This is a genomic window from Sphingobium sp. B1D7B (assembly GCF_025961965.1).
Taxonomy (GTDB): Bacteria; Pseudomonadota; Alphaproteobacteria; order Sphingomonadales; family Sphingomonadaceae; genus Sphingobium.
Genome location: NZ_JAOQOR010000001.1, coordinates 576,774 through 594,204, shown reverse-complemented (window position 1 = coordinate 594,204; position 17,431 = coordinate 576,774). Strand labels below are relative to the sequence as shown.

The 17,431-nt window shown below is 66.1% G+C and carries 17 protein-coding genes; 7 read left to right on the top strand and 10 right to left on the bottom strand.

The features are described from left to right. Window positions 1-77 precede the first annotated feature (77 nt). The gene (locus M2336_RS02765) at window positions 78-1,199 is read left to right on the top strand and encodes an NAD(P)/FAD-dependent oxidoreductase (protein ID WP_264573871.1); all 1,122 of its coding nucleotides are present in this window, start codon (window positions 78-80) and stop codon (window positions 1,197-1,199) included. A gap of 36 nt (window positions 1,200-1,235) precedes the next feature. Here the strand turns inward: M2336_RS02765 and M2336_RS02760 are convergent, their stop codons facing one another. Continuing rightward, window positions 1,236-1,883: a c-type cytochrome gene (locus M2336_RS02760; RefSeq protein ID WP_181561225.1), complete on the bottom strand. Its 648-nt coding sequence runs from the start codon at window positions 1,881-1,883 to the stop codon at window positions 1,236-1,238. 231 nt (window positions 1,884-2,114) lie between these two features. Between M2336_RS02760 and M2336_RS02755 the strand changes: the two genes are divergently transcribed. The 5 genes from M2336_RS02755 to M2336_RS02735 all read left to right on the top strand — a co-directional run bounded on the left by M2336_RS02755 (window position 2,115) and on the right by M2336_RS02735 (window position 7,226). After that, on the top strand, window positions 2,115-2,615 hold the full coding sequence (locus M2336_RS02755) for a MarR family winged helix-turn-helix transcriptional regulator (protein ID WP_181561226.1): 501 nt from the start codon (window positions 2,115-2,117) through the stop codon (window positions 2,613-2,615). Window positions 2,616-2,704: 89 nt separating this feature from the next. After that, window positions 2,705-3,673 carry an NAD(P)-dependent oxidoreductase gene (locus M2336_RS02750; protein ID WP_264573870.1) on the top strand — a complete coding sequence of 323 codons (969 nt, stop codon included), beginning with the start codon at window positions 2,705-2,707 and terminating at the stop codon, window positions 3,671-3,673. Further along, complete coding sequence (locus M2336_RS02745) at window positions 3,674-4,900, top strand: glycerate kinase (RefSeq protein WP_264592540.1); 1,227 nt, start codon at window positions 3,674-3,676, stop codon at window positions 4,898-4,900. An 88-nt stretch (window positions 4,901-4,988) separates the two neighbouring features. After that, window positions 4,989-5,888, top strand: coding sequence for a TauD/TfdA dioxygenase family protein (locus tag M2336_RS02740; RefSeq protein ID WP_264573868.1), 900 nt, complete (start codon window positions 4,989-4,991; stop codon window positions 5,886-5,888). A 168-nt stretch (window positions 5,889-6,056) separates the two neighbouring features. Then, window positions 6,057-7,226 carry an amidohydrolase family protein gene (locus M2336_RS02735; RefSeq protein WP_264571772.1) on the top strand — a complete coding sequence of 390 codons (1,170 nt, stop codon included), beginning with the start codon at window positions 6,057-6,059 and terminating at the stop codon, window positions 7,224-7,226. A 74-nt stretch (window positions 7,227-7,300) separates the two neighbouring features. Here M2336_RS02735 and M2336_RS02730 read toward each other — a convergent pair whose 3' ends face one another. The 4 genes from M2336_RS02730 to M2336_RS02715 form a co-directional block, all read right to left on the bottom strand. Next, window positions 7,301-8,296 (bottom strand): alpha/beta hydrolase, encoded by a 996-nt coding sequence (locus tag M2336_RS02730; protein WP_264592539.1) that lies wholly within the window; start codon window positions 8,294-8,296, stop codon window positions 7,301-7,303. Between the two features lie 32 nt (window positions 8,297-8,328). Next, complete coding sequence (locus M2336_RS02725) at window positions 8,329-9,315, bottom strand: zinc-dependent alcohol dehydrogenase family protein (protein WP_264592538.1); 987 nt, start codon at window positions 9,313-9,315, stop codon at window positions 8,329-8,331. Between the two features lie 33 nt (window positions 9,316-9,348). Further along, window positions 9,349-10,284, bottom strand: coding sequence for an SDR family NAD(P)-dependent oxidoreductase (locus M2336_RS02720; RefSeq protein ID WP_264573865.1), 936 nt, complete (start codon window positions 10,282-10,284; stop codon window positions 9,349-9,351). 219 nt (window positions 10,285-10,503) lie between these two features. Further along, a complete protein-coding gene (locus M2336_RS02715; RefSeq protein WP_264573864.1) occupies window positions 10,504-11,067 on the bottom strand; it encodes a hypothetical protein in 564 nt (187 codons plus the stop codon). Window positions 11,068-11,284: 217 nt separating this feature from the next. Here M2336_RS02715 and M2336_RS02710 point away from each other — a divergent pair, with 217 nt between their 5' ends. After that, window positions 11,285-12,835: a TetR/AcrR family transcriptional regulator C-terminal domain-containing protein gene (locus tag M2336_RS02710; RefSeq protein ID WP_264573863.1), complete on the top strand. Its 1,551-nt coding sequence runs from the start codon at window positions 11,285-11,287 to the stop codon at window positions 12,833-12,835. 31 nt (window positions 12,836-12,866) lie between these two features. Here the strand turns inward: M2336_RS02710 and M2336_RS02705 are convergent, their stop codons facing one another. The 5 genes from M2336_RS02705 to M2336_RS02685 all read right to left on the bottom strand — a co-directional run bounded on the left by M2336_RS02705 (window position 12,867) and on the right by M2336_RS02685 (window position 17,428). Further along, a complete protein-coding gene (locus M2336_RS02705; RefSeq protein WP_264573862.1) occupies window positions 12,867-13,763 on the bottom strand; it encodes a pirin family protein in 897 nt (298 codons plus the stop codon). A 70-nt stretch (window positions 13,764-13,833) separates the two neighbouring features. Beyond that, window positions 13,834-14,931 carry a branched-chain amino acid aminotransferase gene (locus M2336_RS02700; protein WP_413715952.1) on the bottom strand — a complete coding sequence of 366 codons (1,098 nt, stop codon included), beginning with the start codon at window positions 14,929-14,931 and terminating at the stop codon, window positions 13,834-13,836. Window positions 14,932-15,045: 114 nt separating this feature from the next. Further along, complete coding sequence (locus M2336_RS02695) at window positions 15,046-16,296, bottom strand: MgtC/SapB family protein (protein ID WP_264573861.1); 1,251 nt, start codon at window positions 16,294-16,296, stop codon at window positions 15,046-15,048. 2 nt (window positions 16,297-16,298) lie between these two features. Further along, the gene (locus tag M2336_RS02690; protein ID WP_264573860.1) at window positions 16,299-16,673 is read right to left on the bottom strand and encodes a DsrE family protein; all 375 of its coding nucleotides are present in this window, start codon (window positions 16,671-16,673) and stop codon (window positions 16,299-16,301) included. Beyond that, complete coding sequence (locus tag M2336_RS02685; protein ID WP_264573859.1) at window positions 16,670-17,428, bottom strand: HesA/MoeB/ThiF family protein; 759 nt, start codon at window positions 17,426-17,428, stop codon at window positions 16,670-16,672. Before M2336_RS02685 ends, M2336_RS02690 begins: the two co-directional genes overlap by 4 nt. Window positions 17,429-17,431 lie beyond the last annotated feature (3 nt).

Sequence of the window (17,431 nt, the reverse complement as noted above, 5' to 3'; positions counted from 1 at the left end):
GCCTTACCAAAGCGTAACCACTATCTGGCGCGCATTCCCTGGCTTTGTCGCGCTGCCACCGATTCGGAGCGGTGCCGATGACCTCGGTCGATATCCTAATCGTCGGCGGCGGTATCGCCGGGTTCAGTCTGGCCGCTGGCATTGCTGGCAACGCTCGGGTCATGCTCATCGAGCAGGAAGATCAGCCCGGCTATCACGCTTCCGGGCGGTCGGTGGCGTTCTGGGAAGAAACCTATGGCGGCCCCGGCGTGCAGCCGTTGACCAGTGCGAGCGGGCCGATGCTGGCGCGGCCGGAACCGTCATTTTCCGAGCATGGCTTTCTCTCGCCGCGCGGCGCCATCCATCTCGGCCGTCATGATCAACAGGTGCTAGCCGACCGCTTGATTGCCGATTTCGCGAGCAGCGACGTCCAGTTCACGCGACTCGGGCGGGAGGCGCTTGCCGAGGCTGTGCCGGGCATCCGCGACGAATGGACGATCGGTGTCGCGGCCCCCTCCTGTGCGGACATCGATACCGGCGGGCTTCTCGCTGCCTATCGGCGGGCCGCACGACGCGGCGGCGCGGAAGAGCGGCTGACGAATCGGCTGCTTTCAGCGCGCCGGGAGGGCGCTGGCTGGGCTGTGGAGACCAGCGACGGGCCGCTGGTGTGCGGCATCATCGTCGATGCAGCCGGCGCCTGGGCCGATGATGTCGCCCGGCGTTGCGGCGTCGTGCCGCTGGGCATCACGCCCCTGCGCCGGACGGTCGTGCAACTGCGCTGCCCAACGGCGCCCGCGCATGTCCCGCTGGTCATCGCGCTCGATGGAAGCTTCTACTTCAAGTCGGAAGGGCAGGGGCGCTTGTGGGTGACCCCGCATGACGAAACGCCGGACGATGCACGCGACGTGGTGCCGGAAGAGCTGGATGTCGCGCGCGCGGTCGATCGGTTTATGCAGGTCACCGACTGGCCGGTCGCGGCCGTGGAGCATAAATGGGCAGGACTCCGCAGCTTCGCGCCCGACCGGCTGCCGGTCTACGGCTATGACCCGGTTGTGCCCGGCTTTTTCTGGTTCGCGGGGCAGGGCGGTTTCGGCATGCAGACGGCGCCTGCCGCAGCACAGATCGGCGCGGCCACGTTGCTCGGCGAGGCGCTGCCGACGGCGCTCCGGCACATCGATGCATCCATCTATGCGCCGGATCGGTTCGGGTCGTCCCGCTGAAGCCGGACCTCATGGGCTCGGCTTCAGCCTGGCGGCTTATTTCAGGGTCTGGAGATAGGCGATGACGTCGGCGCGCTTGGCATCGTCGGCAATGCCCGCAAACGCCATCTTGGTGCCCGGCATCGCCTTCATCGGCGAGCGCAGATAGGTATTCAGCGCAGATGCCGACCAGGTAATGCCGCTCCCCTTGACGGCCGGCGAGTAATTGAACCCGGCGAGCGTTCCGGCCTTGCGGCCGACCACGCCGTGAAGCGAGGGGCCAAGACCATTTTTGTCAGGCTCGACAGAGTGGCACACGCGGCATTGTGCGAACAGCTTGGCGCCATTGGCGGCATCGCCCTCCGGCGCGGCGGCTGGGGCACTGGCGGGCGCCGAGGTTGCGACCTTCGCGGGGGCCGGTGTGGCCGCTGCGGTTTCCTTGGGTGCTGCAGTTTCGGCGGCAGGCTTTGTCGCTGCAGCCTCTGTCGCCTCGGCAGCCGGCGCGGGTGTGGTCGCCGCCTGATTGCCGGCTTCATTTGTGACAGGCACCGCCGCCGCGTTCACGGCGTTTTCCTGCACATTGTCAGGTTCGGAAACATTGTTCTGGGCCGGTTCGGCACTGCCGCCACAGGCCGAAAGCACGGCAAGGCAAGGCAGGATCAGGGCAGCGTGAGCGCGAGTCGACAGCGCGCGAAGGGTGGACATTGCAGCAACTCCCAACAATCTTATCTGTCGTCCTCTCCAACCCTCGCGGGCTTGTGCCCAAGCATCTGGCGTGGCGGACGGGCAGCGTCAACACTCAATTGTGCATTGCGATACGCTGGCCCGGCTAGGCGGCAATCCGGCCGGGCGTCAGCTCTCGGGTTGACAGGGGGCAAATGATCGGGCCTTTGGAACGACTTGCAATCAGGCGCGCCGGCCACGTGGGGGTTACTATTGGCTGAGAATTCTGAGGAACCGGCAGCCATCGTCCTGCCGACGATCACCGGCGGGAGCCGGCTGGATCGCGAATATGGGTTCACCTATCGCATGATCCTCGTCGCGCGCCGCTATCGCGCGATGCTGGACGAGCGCCTGCGTCCGCTGGGCTATGGTTCGGCCCGCATGGAAGCGCTCTCGACGATCGCCCGGTCGCCGGAACCGAGCGCGCAGATTGCCATCGCCAAGCGGATCGGTATCGAAGGGCCAACCCTGACGCGGATGCTCGATACGCTGGAAGCCGATGGCCTGGTGGTGCGGTTGCAGGACCCCAGCGACCGGCGCACCAAGCTGATCCAGCTCACGCCGGCCGGGCAGGAAGCGCTGGATGAAATCATGGCGGTTGCCCACGCCTTCCGCGCGTCGGTGCTGGAAGGGCTGAGCGACAAGGAGATTGATCAGGTCAATGTCGTCACCGACAAGCTCATGAGATTATTGTACGAATCTCCAATGGGCTGATTGCCTTTCGGGTCCGTCGCATCAGGCGCTGGACTTGGCCTGCCGCGCTAGATAGTTGCATTGCGAACGATCTAGGGAGAGCGATCCGCATGGCAACGGGCACGAACGAGCAGGTAGCGCACGGCGCGCCGCGCATTGTGCATCTCGACAAGATAACGATGGGCGGGTTCGAGATTCCCCGGCCCGGCACGGCCCATGAATGGATCGAGCATGATTTCACCGAGCCGCAGGAGGTGGCGGCTCGCCTCGCCGGCGCGCAGGTGGCGATCATCAACAAGGTGCGGCTGGACGCCGCCATGCTGGGCTCGCTGCCGGCCCTCAAGCTCATTGCCGTGACGGCGACCGGGACGGACGTGGTCGACAGCGTCGCGGCCAAGGCCCGGGGCATCGAAGTGCGCAATGTGGTGGGTTACGCCGGCACATCCGTCGCCGAGCATGTGATGATGCTGATCCTCGCGCTCGCTCGCGGGCTGGTGCCGTTTCGCAATTCGGTGGTTGATGGCCAATGGGAGAACGGCCGGGCCTTCTGCGTCTTCGCCGCGCCCGTGCGGGATCTTGCCGGGCAGCGGCTCGGTCTGTTCGGCAGCGGCGCGATTGCGCAGGCCGTCGCCAGTCGCGCGCAGGCGATGGGCATGGATGTCGTGTTCGCAGGGCGCCAAGGGCAGCCGGCCGGTGAGGGGCGGCTGGCCTTCGAGGAGGTGCTGGCGACCAGCGACATCATCAGCCTGCATTGCCCGCTGACGGACGACACGCGGCACATGCTCAACGCGCAGACGCTGGCCGGCATGAAGGCCGGTGCCGTCATCATCAACACCGCGCGCGGCGCCCTGATCGATCTCGATGCGCTGGAGGACGCGCTGGCGTCAGGCCATATCGGCGGCGCCGGAATCGATGTGGCGCCGGTCGAGCCGCCACCACCGGGCAGCCCCATTCTGCGCCTTGCTCAACGCGACAATGTGATCGTCACGCCGCACTCGGCATGGCTGAGCGCACAGGCGGTGACGGAAGTGGCGCGGCGCACCGGCGAGAATGTCGCAACCTTCCTGGCGGCCCGCTAAATGGCGATGAACCGGCGCGCTTTGCTGCAGGAGGCTTTTGCCGTCGCTGTGGCGGCGTGCAAGCGGGCCGAGACGATCATTGCGGCCCTGCCGCCCCGGCCCGAGGGGCGCGTGCTCGTCATCGCCGCAGGCAAGGGCGCCGTGCCGATGGCGCAGGCGGTGGAGCAGCACTGGCCGGATGCCACCGGCCTCGCCGTGACCCGCACTGGCTATGGCGGCCCGCTCACCCGCATCGAGCTGGTCGAAGCCAGCCATCCCGTGCCGGATGCTGCAGGTCTTGCGGCGGCAGAGCGATGCCTCGCCCTGGCTGAGAGCGCCGAGGAAGGCGATCTGCTGCTGGTGCTCCTTTCGGGTGGAGCCTCGGCCCTGCTCGCAGCGCCATCCCCGCCACTCGATCTCGCGGCCAAGCAGGCGGTGACCCGCGCGCTGGTGCGCTCCGGCGCGTCGATCGGCGAGATCAACATGGTGCGGCGCCACCTGTCGCGCATCAAGGGCGGACGCCTCGCGGCGGCTGCCTGGCCGGCGCAGGTCGTGACCCTTGCCGTCTCGGATGTGGTCGGCGATGTGCCGCAGGACATCGGCTCCGGCCCGACCGTGGGCGATGAAAGCACGGTGGCACAGGCGCAAGCCGTGCTGGCGCGCTATGGCATTGCCGATCCGGGCGGCTGGAGCGAATCGATCAAGCCGGATGATCCCCGCCTGGCGGAGAGCCGGTTTGAGGTGGTCGTCCGCCCCGATGACGCGCTGGATGCCGCCGCCGCATTTTTGCAGGCGCAGGGTTATGAACCGGTCATTCTCGATCGGGAGGCCCATGGCGATGCGCGCGAGGTCGCGCGCCGTCATGCCCAGGCCGCGATCCTGGCGCATAATCGTGCCCAACGCTGCGCGCTGCTCTCGGGCGGCGAATTGACGGTGACGGTCACCGGCCATGGGGTCGGTGGCCCCAATCAGGAATATGCGCTGGAGCTGGCCGGGCAGATTGCCGACCATCCCGGCGTGGCCGCGCTGGCTGCCGATACGGACGGGGTGGATGGCAACCGGGATGTCGCCGGAGCCTATGTCGATGGCGAAACCGGCTTTGCGCTGGACGAGGCCGGCATCGATGTCGAGGCAGTGCAGGCCGCCAACGATGCCGGCGGCGCTCTCGGTCAAGTGGGTGCGCTGTTCACGCCTGGGCCGACGCTCACCAACGTCAACGACTTGCGGATCATCCTGGTCGATCCTTGACGGCTCGGCATCGCAAGCATTGAATTTGCAAATCATTTGAATCGGAATTAATAGAAGCTGCATAAATAGGTGAGACGGGAGAGGTGCGATGGACGTCAGGAGGCTGCATCCGATTTTTGGCGCCGAATTGTCCGGTCCCGACCTGTCGCAAGTCCCAGACCAAGCGCTGATCGATCTCGTCGAACGCCTCATGGACGAGCACGTCGTGCTGTGCATCCGCTGCCAGGGGCATATCACGGATGAGGAGCATCTGCGCTTTGCCCGTGCCTTCGGCCCGCTCGAACTGCCCGGCATGTATCGCCCGGATGAGCCGCGCCGGATGGCCTACGGCCTCTACGATGCCTCCAATCTCGACGTGAACGGCGAGATCGTGGACCGCGAATCGCTGCGGGCCAAGTTCGCCAAGGGCAATGAGATTTTCCACGCGGACAGCAGCTTCAACGACATGCCGAGCAAATGGTCGATGCTGCGCGGTGTGATCGTCCCGCCGGAGCGCGGCGACACCGAGTTCGTGGATCTGCGCCATGTCTATGATGAACTTCCGCAGGCGATGAAGGATCGCATCGAGACTCTTGTTGCCGAGCACAGCTTTGCGGCCAGCCGCATCAAGGGCGGCGCCAGCCCCGAGGAAGCGGCCCGTATCCGCGAGATCATGCCGGGCGCGATGCAGCCTATGGTGCGAATCAGTCCCTCGGGTCGCAAGAGCCTGTTCGTGGGCAGCCATGCGTTCCGCGTCGAGGGGCTGAGCGATGCCGAGGGCACGGCCCTGATCGACGAATTGATCGCCTTCGCTAGTCAGGAGAAGTTTATCTACGCGCACAAATGGCGCCAGGGCGACCTGCTGATCTGGGACAATCGCTATGCGCTGCACCGTGGGACTGCGTTCGATTATGTGCGTTACAAGCGCGATTTGCGCCGCGCCAACGTCAATGAATATGGCGAGGAGCGCAGCGCGATCACCGCGCCGTTACGCTCCATTTCCAATTGAGGAGCGCCGGCCGGGTTGAACCGAAGGGCAAAGGCGACGGAAATGCTTGCATTGCTCCATGAAAAGCTGCAAGATAGTTAGGTAGCTAATTACATTGCTGAGGACCGAAGGCTGTCGGCACAAAGCCGTCCTCGTTTCATTCGGTCTTCAGGCGAGAGGAGCAGGCCCATGGATTATCCGCTGATCAGTTGTGACGATCACCTCGATCTCAATCAACTTCCCACCGATCTCTGGACGAGCCGGCTGCCCGACCATCTGAAGGATCGCGGCCCCAAGGTCGAGATGGTCGATGGCCGCGCCACCTGGATGAGCGACGGCAAGAGCCTGGGCGGCTGGTCGGGTGCGCCGAGCACGATGACCGGTCCCAAGCCGATCTTCACCGCCCTGGATCGCGGTGGCATTGTCGATCAGACCGAGCGTCGCCCTGCGGTCGCCGAACTGCGACTGGCCGACATGGATCGGGATGGCGTGTACGCGCATGTCATCTTCGGCCCGGTCACCTCGCTCGATTTCGACGACAAGGAACTGCGCGACGCCTGCTACGGCGCCTATAATGAATGGCTCAAGGAGTTCTGTTCCGCCGCTCCTGACCGGTTGATCGGCGTGCCAATGCTGCCGCCCGAGCCGGAGGCGGCCGTCGCGATGCTGCAGAAGATCGTCGATCTGGGCGGCTTCAAGCAGGCCAATCTGCAGATCGCCATGGCCCAGCCGCGCCTTGAGGACGAGCGCTGGGAGCCGCTGTGGACCATGCTGGAGGAGAATAACATCATTCTCTCCTTCCACGTGACTGTGTTCCCGAGCGTCAGCCGCGCGTTCGACAAGTATAAGGGCAGCCCGGGCGCCACCTTCCTGCACGTGAAGATGTTCATCGAGCAGTTCATGGACCCGTTTGTGGACCTCTTTGCCTGGGGCATTCTCGAGCGTCACCCCGGCCTCAAGATCGTCATTGCAGAGAGCGGCATTGGCTGGCTGCCATGGGTGATCGAGGAGCTGGATTATCGCCACTGGCGCCTGTGGGAAGCCGAGGAATTCTGGAACGCGCGCGGTGGCATCCCGCACAAGATGAAGCCGTCCGAGCTGTTCAAGCGGCAGGTTTATGGCACGTTCCAGCAGAGCCCGACGGCAATCGCGCTGCACAAGTTCTACGGTGAGGACAAGCTGCTTTGGGCGACGGACTATCCGCACCCGGACAGCATCTGGCCCAACAGCCGCAAGGTGCTGGCCGAGTTCACCGAGGGTGCCGATCCGGCGCTGGTGCGCAAGATTGCCTATGAGAATGCCGCCAAGCTCTATGGGCTCGACATTCCGGCCCGCGTGGACGCGATCGCCGCTGAGTAAGCGCGCAATTCGCTGTGAGATAGGAAAAGGGAGGGCGCGCGCTCTCCCTTTTTCATGGCCAGCCCGCGGCTGCGCTAGCTCTGCTGCGGCACCACGCGCCCGATGAACCGGGCAACCTCGCGCTCGATTTCCCTGTTCTCCGGCACCTCGCCCCAGCCGAACCCGGCGTGCGGCATCGCTTCCCACACGTGCAATTCGGCATCAACGCCCGCCTCTCGCAACTTGCGGTGGAAGAGCACGGAATTGGACAGGAAGAGATCGCGCGTTCCAGTCTGCACCAGTGTCGGCGGAAAGCCCCGGGTGAAGTCGCCGAAGAGCGGGGAAAGATAGGCCTGCGTGAGGTCATGGCCGCTGGCGTAGAGCGCGTTGCACTCCGGCAGCCCGCGCTTGAGCACCACATCCAGCTCTTCATTGGTGAGGAAGCTGTCACCCGACTCGGTCAGATCGACTTCGGGCGTCAGCAGCACGAGACCGGCGGGGAGCGGCAGGCCCTGATCGCGAATCATCAGCGTCACAGCCGCGGCGAGATTGCCGCCGGCGGAACTGCCGCCAATCACGATGCGGCGCGGATCGGTCCCGGCCTGCAACGCCCGATATACCGCAAGGCAATCCTCCGGCGCAGCCGGGTAAGGGTGGTCGGGCGGCATACGATAATCCACCAAGACGACCCGGCAGCCCAGCGCCGCTGCCTGCCGGGCACCGGTCGCCTTGGCGAATGCGCCACCGCCGAAAACAAACGCGCCGCCATGAATGAAGAGATAGACCGGACCATCATCTGCTGTTCCGGCGTCCGGCACGCAATCATGGCAGGTCACGCCGGCGATCTGCACGGTGTCGATGGTCACCGGCAGCGTGGCGAGCATGGCTTGCGCCATGGGCTCCCACATGGCGTTGCTGGCCGCCAGCTGTTCCCGCCAGCCTGCCAGATCGGTCGCGGCAGGCCAGTTCGTCGCCGGCGTGGCGGCGCCCGCGATCAGCGCTTGCCGGGCTTGCGGGCTGATCGTCCGGGGTGGCGGGATGTCCCGCGCCGGGAGCTTCACGCTGGTCTGGCCGTGCTCTTCATCCGCCATATTTCTCTCCCGCATCGACGCCGCCATCCGGTTCAGACAGTGACGACGATCTTCCCGATTTGCTGGTTCGATTCCAGATAGCGATTGGCTTCCACGATCTCGCTGAACGGGAAGGTGCGCGCGATCACCGGTTTGAGCTTGCCCAGCTTCAATCCCAGCAGGATGTGTTCCTGCGCGCGCTTGTACCGCTCGGGGTGGTTCCAGATTTCCGAGGCGACCCAGCCGCGCATCGACAGGCCTTTGAACGCCATATTCCAGTGGGGATAGGGGGTCGGCTGTTCGGACAGGCCGCCATAGATGAACAGGATGCCGCGTTCGGCCATCGCGCTGGTGAGCGTCTGCACATAGGGCCCCTGCACCGGGTCGAACACTAGTCGCGCGCCTTTGCCGTCGGTGATCTGCATCACGGCCTCGACCAGATCCGTCTCCCCGGTCGCGATGACATGGGCGGCCCCGTGCGCCTTGAGCGCCTCGGCCTTGTCGCTGGTGCGCGTGGCGGCAATCGAGACGGCGCCGGCCCAGTTGGCGAGCTGAATCGCAGCGAGACCGACACTGCTGGAGGCTGCGGGAATGATGACATAGTCGCCGATGCCGGCCTTGCCGACCTCGATGATCGCATAGGCCGTCATATACTGCATCCACACTGCCGCAGCCTGCGCGGCGCTGAGGCCGGGTGGTGCGTGCAGGAGGCAGCGGGCCGGCACGATCGCCTGCTCGGCCCAGACGCCATATTGGCCGAGCGGATACATGGGCAGGGCACAGACCCGATCACCGACGGTGAAGCCCGACACGCCATCACCCAGAGCTTCGATGATGCCGCAGGCCTCATAGCCGATCAGCGTCGGCAATGTCGGCTTGGTGGGATAGCGCCCCGCCCGGAACATCGCTTCGGAGCGGTTGAGGCCAATGGCTTCGACCCTGATCCGCACTTCACCAGGGCCGGGCGCGCCGACCGCGATCTCGTCGAAACGGAGCACGTCAGGCGGCCCCAGTTCATGCACGCGGACGACCTTTGCCATCTGTTCTCTCCTGTTGCGGTCAGTTCCGCCGTCTCAAAGCGGTTCGTCGAGCGGCTGCTGCTCGTCGTAGATCGGGTTGTACATGAGCGTTCCGAACTGGGCGACGAGATTGGCGCGGGCCTCGTTCGGTGCTTCAACCGGAATGGCACGGACCAGCGCCTTGCTGCGCGCTTCGATCCCGCGCTGGAACTCCGGGTGGGTCATGATGAACAGGTCGCGGCGGCGAATGCCGCGCAGCACGCGCTCACCCACTTCCTCGCTGGACATGAAGAGGCTTGGGTCGAACCCGGGTGCCGGCCGCGCATCCTTCTTCGCGCCGACGGCCTCGGAGGCCGGGGGCGGCGCATCGTTGCGCAGATGCTCGGGGCGGGTGGCGTTGGTCGTGCTGCCGAGCTGGGTCTGCACTGGGCCGGGGAAGAAGACCGAGGCGCCAAGCGCGGTGCCGCGCAGATCGGTGGCAAGGCTCTCGAACATGCCGGCCACGCAGAACTTGGCGGCGCAATAGAGCCCGGCATTGCCGACCGCAGAAAAGCCGCCGGTCGAGGATGTGACGACGATCTGTCCTTCCTCGCCATGCTTGAGCATCCGCGGCAGCATGGTGACGAGCCCGTTGACGACGCCGCCGACATTGACCGACATGTTGAAGTCCCAGTCCTTGTAGGTCGCCGTCAGCATCGAGCCGGTGACGCCCACGCCGGCGTTGAGCGCCAGCACATGGATATTGCCGAACTGCGCCTCGGCTTCATCGGCGGCGCGTGCCCAGCCATCGCGGTCTGCGACATCCAGCTTGATGGCGTGAACGGCCAGATTGGTCTTGGCAAAGCCTTCCATCGCCTGATCGAGCGCGTCCTGACGGATGTCGGCGATAACGACCCGCATCCCCGCTTCGCCGAAGGCCTTTGCCATGCCCCAGCCCATGCCGCTCGCGCCGCCGGTGATGAAGGCCGTCTTGCCACTCACGTTCAACATCAGATCACCTCTCCTCAATCCGCCTGCTCATGCGGGATGGCACGGCCCTATCGAGATCAGGATGACTAAGTCCACAAAAAAGCGGCGGCGCGTGTCTGGCATGGCTGCGGCTAGCAACGGGCGGATGTGCAATAAGCCGGCGGTAGGCGCGGCGCCGCTCCTGCTCGCAGCGAGCCGGCGGTTTGTTGATTAGGTCTTTCCGCCGGATGCCGCGCGCGATCAGCGCACGCGGTTCACGCGCACAGCCGCCTGCCGCCCGACCTGCATCAGATAGCTGCCGAGCGCGCCCTTGCGGATGGTGACCGAGTCCTGGGGGGCGGGCGGCTGGAAGGCAGTCATCCGCTCCGTCATCCGCCAGACCGCGCCATCCCCGAGCGTGACCTGCCAGAGCCCCGGGCCGATCTCGCGCACGCTTGCCACGGTGGCGCTTGTTTCCTTGTCGTCCTGCGATGCGCGGGGCTGGCGCGTGGCGCGCTCCACCTGCTCGGCGCCAAAGCCGGTCGTCGCTGCGGGGGCGGGCGGGGCAGCCGGTGCGGGCGCGGGGTTGCGGCTCGCACTGCCGGATGCGGGGGCGCCCGGCACAGGCGCGGGAGAAGAGGCGCCGCCTTGCGGCTGATTATACTGCGCCACCGAATCGTAGCAGGCGAGGCGAGCTTCCGTGGACCCAATTCTCGCGCAGGTCGCCAACTGGTCGTTCAGGCTGCCCTGCGCTTGGACCACACCGCCCAGTCCGGCTGCGACGATGATGAAGGCGCTGACTGTCGCCACGGATTTGCTGATCACCGGTCCTCTCGCTCCCACATATCTTGTCTTCTCGTGACGCGGTCGTCCGCGTGGCGAAAATCTTACTACGCCATCTATTGCGGGTCTAACGATTTTACGGGATCGCCCGGGGATGACTATTATGTCTGATTATTTTGCATAAACATTGACCGCTGCTCGAAAATGCGATGAATCTGGCCGAATCACGCGAAAGGTGGGTCTTTGGGGATCGGTCATCATGAATAAGGGGCGCGCGGCGCTCGGTTCGGTCCGGGCGCGCATCAGCAGGGCTTCGATTATCAGCGCCGGGCTGGCCCTGTTGGGCCGGTCGGGCCTGGACGGCTGCACTCTGCAGGCCGTCGCTGCCGACCTTGAAGCCGATCCGGCCGAAATCGAAGAGCATTTCGCGAGCGACGATCAACTTCTGACGGCGCTGGCGCAGGATATGGTGCGTGCTGCCGAGGGCGGCGCGGCAGGCCCGGGCTGGCGCGGTCGCCTTGCCTTGCGCGCGCAGACCAGCCGGGCCGCTATGCTCTCCAGTCGCGATGGCGCCAGGCTGTTCGCGCATGTCGCCTCGCGCTTTCCTCTCGCGGTGGGGACGCCGGACGCGGTCGCACCCTTGTGCGAGGTCGGCCTCGCACTCGATGAAGCCCGCGTGATCGCGCAGGCGCTCGAGCATTTCGTGATCGGGTGGACGCTGGTCGAGCAGGCCCGTGCCGAACCATCGGGACCGGACAGTTCCTTCGATCGCCAGCTGGATGTCCTGCTCGACGGCATCGACGCCGACGCCCCGTCGCCGGCGCCCGGCCCGCGGGACGAGCGTCAGGCCCGGTTCCAGTCCAAGCTCTGGGTCTTTCTGCGCAATGCCCGCGAGAGCGCGAATATCTCCTTCGCCCGCACCGCGCATATCAACGAGCTGGACCGGCGGATCCTGCTGCTCCTTCATGTCCAAGGGGGCATGACCCTCGCGCAGATTTCCCTGGCCTGCGGTGTCGACAAGGCGCAGATCAGCCGTGCCATCAAGCGCATGGGCGAGGTCGCCCTGCTGCTGCGCAGCGGCATCCGCAGCCCCATCCGGCTCAGCCCGAGCGGCAAGCAGCTGGCGGATCGGCTGCAGCGCCATGCCGAGCTGCGCAATCGGGAGCTCACCTTCGGCATCAGCGATGAGGAACTTCAGACGCTCTCCGGAGTGCTGGACATGCTGCTGACCCGCGCCATTGCCCTGTTCGAGCAGGAGCGCAAGCAGGCGGCGAGCAATCAGCGGCCCGAGACCGTGGCATTTCAGGATCTCGTCGATGAAGGCCTGCCGGACGAAAACGGTGTCGCGGCGGACCGCTCACGCGTGCTGCCGCCGTTCGTCACTCTGTGCTCCTACATGCTGCGCGGCGGTGCCCTTGCCCATAAGCGCCAGACCAGCCTTTCGAATTTCGAGACCTGGGTCATGGCGGAAATCTGCCGCAATCCGCCGATCAGCTGGCCCCAGCTGGTGCTGGCATTGGCGCGCGACCAGAGCCAGGCGGGCCGCACCGTCAATCATCTCATCGAGATCGGCCTGATCGAGCGGACCGGACGCCCGGGACGCCGCCACGGCTTCTTCGGTCCGACCGAGAAGGGACGCGCGGTGAGCCAGATCATTGAGGAGACAGCGGTTCGGCGCAGCGAGTTCCTGTTTCAGGGCATCCCTGCCGACCAGCTCGACAGCTTCATGACGACATTCGATGCGCTGACGCACAATGCCGAAGTCCAGCTCGATCGGGAGCGGGCGATCCAGGAAATGGATCGGGATTGAAGGCCTCCGCCCGGCCTGAAATCGTTCAGGCCTAGTCGGGCAGCGGAATGAACTCGCGCTCGCCGGGCACGATGTCGAACCGGCCCTGTCGCCAGTCGTCCTTGGCCTGTTCGATGCGATCGCGGGAGCTGGACACGAAGTTCCAGTAGATGTGCCGTGGCCCATCCAATGGCTCGCCGCCGACCAGCATGATGCGGGTCGGGCCATTGGCGCGCAGGACGATCTCGCTGTCCGGCTTGAAGATCACCAGTTCGCCGGCGTTGAAACCGCCGCTCTGGCCTTCCACCGCCAGCCCGCCCGAGATGACATAGACCGCGCGTTCGATATGGTCGGTGCCCAGCCGGTAGCGCGCGCCGTCCTGGAGCGCGACGTCGGCGTAGAGCATGTCCGAGAAGGCCTGCACCGGCGAGGTCAGCCCGTCGCTGCTCCCAGCGACGACGCGGATGCGCACGCCCTCTGCCTCCGTTTCGGGAATCGTGTCGGCGGGGTGATGGAAGAAAGCCGGATCGACCTCCTCCTTCGCTTGCGGCAGCGCGACCCAGGTCTGAAGGCCGAACAACGGCCCGCCTGCGGCGCGGGTATCATCGGCGCTGCGCTCGGAATGGACGATGCCGCGCCCTGCCGTCATCCAGTTGACGGCGCCGGGGCGCACCGGCTGGACCTTGCCCAGCGAATCGCGGTGGAGGATTTCGCCCTCCAGCACATAGGTCACCGTGGCGAGGCCGATGTGCGGATGGGGGCGGACGTCCAGGCCCTCGCCGGCCGAGAAGGTCGTCGGGCCGAACTGATCGAAGAACACGAAGGGGCCGACCATCCGGCGATGGGCCGATGGCAGCGCGCGCCGGACCTGAAAGCCATCGCCCAGATCGCGCACGGGCGGCAGGATGATCATGTCGACACTGTCGATGCCGGTCTGGCGCAAGGTCATCGGGACTGCTCCTTCAGATTGACTGCTTCATATCCTTTTACCGAATGACCAGCTCGGCTTGCCAACCGGCTTAGGCCAGTCTGGTCATCCAGCCATGCTCGTCCGGCTTCTGGCCGAGCTGCACGCCGACCAGTGCCTCGCGCAGCGCGCGGGCCACCTCGCCGCCGTCGCCATTGCCGATGACGAAATTGCCTTGGGTCGAGCGCACTTCGCCGATGGGCGTGATGACCGCAGCGGTTCCGCAGGCGAAGGCTTCCTTCAGCTTGCCGATCTTGGCGTCGGCCATCCACTGCTCGAAACTGTAGGGCTCTTCCTTCACCGTGTAGCCGGCATCCTCCGCGACGAGCCGCAACGAATCGCGGGTGACGCCGGGCAGGATCGAGCCGTTGAGCGGCGGGGTGATGATCGTGCCGTCATTGAACACGAACATGATGTTCATGCCGCCCAGCTCCTCGATCCACTTGCGCTCAACCGCATCGAGGAACAGCACCTGGTCGCAGCCATGTTCGATGCCGACGGATTGCGGCTGCAGGCTCGCCGCATAATTGCCGCCGCACTTGGCAGCGCCTGTGCCCCCGGGCACCGCGCGGACGTAATCATGGCTGACCCACAGCGTCACGGCCGACTTGCCGCTCTTGAAATAGCCGCCGACCGGGGACGCGATCACGCAATAGACATATTCGCGCGCCGGGCGGACGCCGAGGAAGGCCTCGCTGGCGAACATGAAGGGGCGCAGATACAGGCTGCCCTTGTCGGCATCCGGCACCCAGTCGATGTCCGCTGCGACCAGCTTGCGGATGCTCTCGACGAACAGATCCTCGGGCAGATGCGGCATGGCGAGGCGTGTGGCGCTCTGGTTGAAGCGGGCGGCGTTGGCCTCCGGGCGGAAGCTTGCGACGGACCCGTCCGGTAGGCGATAGGCCTTGAGCCCCTCGAAAATCTCCTGCGCATAATGGAGCACGGCGGCTGCCGGATCGAGCGGGATGGGCTGGCGCGGACCCAGTACGGCATCATGCCAACCCTGTCCCTCGGTATAGCGGATCGTCACCATATGATCGGTGAAGAGCGTGCCGAAACCGAGCGTGGCCATGGCGGCAACACGGTCCTCGGGCGAGGTGGGGGTGGCGAGCGGCTGGGTCGTGAAGTCCAACATACGAAATCTGTCCATTGAGGCTGGATGGGTTCAGGTGGCGCAGGCGGTATCAGGATAAAAGCAAGCTGTCATGCCCCCCGCGCGTCCGCTGGTGGCATCAGTTGCCGCGCCGTTGCAGGTGCGCCGCGCTCAGCCCAGCCAGAACAGGGCAGCGCCCGCCAGCGAGGCGAGCAGGGACGCAAAGAGCGGAGCGGATGCGATGATGCCATTGCGTCCCCCGGCCAGTACAAGCGCCATCACGCCTTTGACGGCGGTATTGGCGAAGACCGGGGCGGCGAGGATGAAGCCCGCCGTGGCGTTGTCGAGCGTTTGTGCGGGCAGGCCGGCAAGGGTGAGCACCGCCGCGTCCACATCCATGAAGCCGGTGAGGCCTATGACGACGGCGATGCCTTCGTCGCCCCAGACATCCAGCGCCCATCGCGCCACCAGCGAGAAGACGGCAACGAAGCCCGCCAGCATCAGCGCCGGGCCAAAATCAAAGGGATTGCCGAGCTTCACCGGTGCCCCATCCGGCGAATCGTCGCGGCGCCAGGCGATCAAGGCCATGATCGCCGAGACGACCAGCGCTGGGGCCAGCACCAGCGCAAGCGTGGGCAGGGCGCGGGGCACGAGGATGGCAGTCAACACCTGCACGCGCACGAACATGACGATGGTGGCGATGGCGATGCCGGCGGTCAGCACGCCGCGTAATTCCGGCTCGGTGCGCAGGCGGCGGGCGTACCAGGCCGTCACGGCAGTGGACGAGACGATGGCGCCGGTCAGCGCCATCATCAATACGCCCCGGCTGCTGCCGAACCGGCGCGCGACGACATAGCCAGCAAAGGAGAGCCCGGCGACCAGCACCACCACCATCCAGATCTGGCGGGGGTTCCAGGCCTCGTAGGGGCCATAATTGGCATCGGGTAGCAGTGGGAGGACGACGAGGGCGACCAGCGCAAAGCGGGCGACGCCCTCGATCTCGGCTTCCGTCAGCCCGCGCAGCAGGGTGTGCATCGAGTGGCGGGCGCTCAGCAACACGAAGGCCGCGCCCGCCGCCGCCAGAGCGATGGCTGGCGAGAGCGCCACTGCGGCATAGCCGATGGCGAAGGTCAGGAGCGCCGCCACAATCGTGGTGGCCGAAAGCTGGTCGTCGCGAATCGCCTGGCCGAAACCAATGAGTAGCGCGCCGACGACGCCAAGCGCCATGATCGCGGCGATCATCTCCGGCAGGAGCGCCGACAGGCCACCGGCAAAGCCGATCAGGCCGAAGGTGCGGAACCCCGCCACCCGTTGCCCGGCCTGCTTGTCGCGCTGCGTCCAGCCTCGTTCGAGGCCGATCAGAAGGCCGGCGGCGAGAGCAGCGAGAAGCCCGAGCAGCGATGGAGATAGAGCAAGGCTCATGGTCAGAGCGTCAGCAGGCGGATGTCCGGCCCAGCCGCTGCGAGAAAGGCAATGGGGCCAGTGATCTCGATACGGGAGTCGAGGCCGTCCGCCGCCACGCCTGCCATGGCAAGGCCGCTCTGGCAGAGGCTGATCGCCACGCCTTCATCCAGCGCATCATCCAGCAATTGCGCGAGCGTCGGCTCCCCAGCTGCAGTCCAGGCGGCGTCCTGCGGGGCGCGGATCGGGGTGCGCAACAGGGCAGCCGCCTCGCCTTGCAGGAAGATGCGGGCCGCGCTTCCCAGGGCGATCTCCGCCCGCGCGAGGGACAGGGCCGCGCGCAACCGAGACGGCTCGGCGCTGATGACGACGAGAGCGAGAGGCGGCCGCGCGCTCATGCGCAGGCCAGCGCGGCCTTGCAGGCCGGGTCCGGCGGAATGGCCATGGTCCGCAGACGACGGGCCAGCAGATCGAAGACAATGAGCTTGCCGGTCGTCGCTTCACCGAAGGGCACGAGGGCGCGGATGACCTCCAGCGCTGCCATCGATCCGATGATGCCGGTCAGCGCCCCAACAATGCCTTCCTCGGCGCAGGTGCGGGCGGGGTCGGTGCGGGTGTCGCCGACCAGGCAACGGTAGCAGGGCTGGCCGTCCTCCCATCCCCGCCAGACCCCGATCTGCCCCTCGAACTGGCCGACAGCAGCGCTCACCAGCGGAATGCGCAGCCGGGTCGCGGCGTCCGACACGGCGAGGCGCGTCTCGAAATTGTCGCAGCCATCCAGAATGATGTCGGCATCGCGCAGCAGCGTCGCGGCATTGTCGGCATCCAGCGCGGTGTTGATCGGAATGGCATGACAATCCGGGTTGAGGCGGCGCACGGCGTCCCGCGCGGCTTCCGCCTTCGGGCGACCGATGTCGTCGCTGGCGAACAGGATTTGCCGCTGCAGGTTGGAGAGGCTGACCCTATCATGATCGATGATGCGCAGGGTGCCGATGCCGGCTGCCGCCAGATAGGCGATGGCCGGGCACCCGATGCCCCCCGCACCGATGATCGCGACATGCGCGCCCGCCAGCCGGGCCTGCCCTGCGCCGCCGATCTCGCGTAGCACGATGTGGCGGGCATATCGCTCAAGCTGATCGTCGGTGAAGTCCATCGG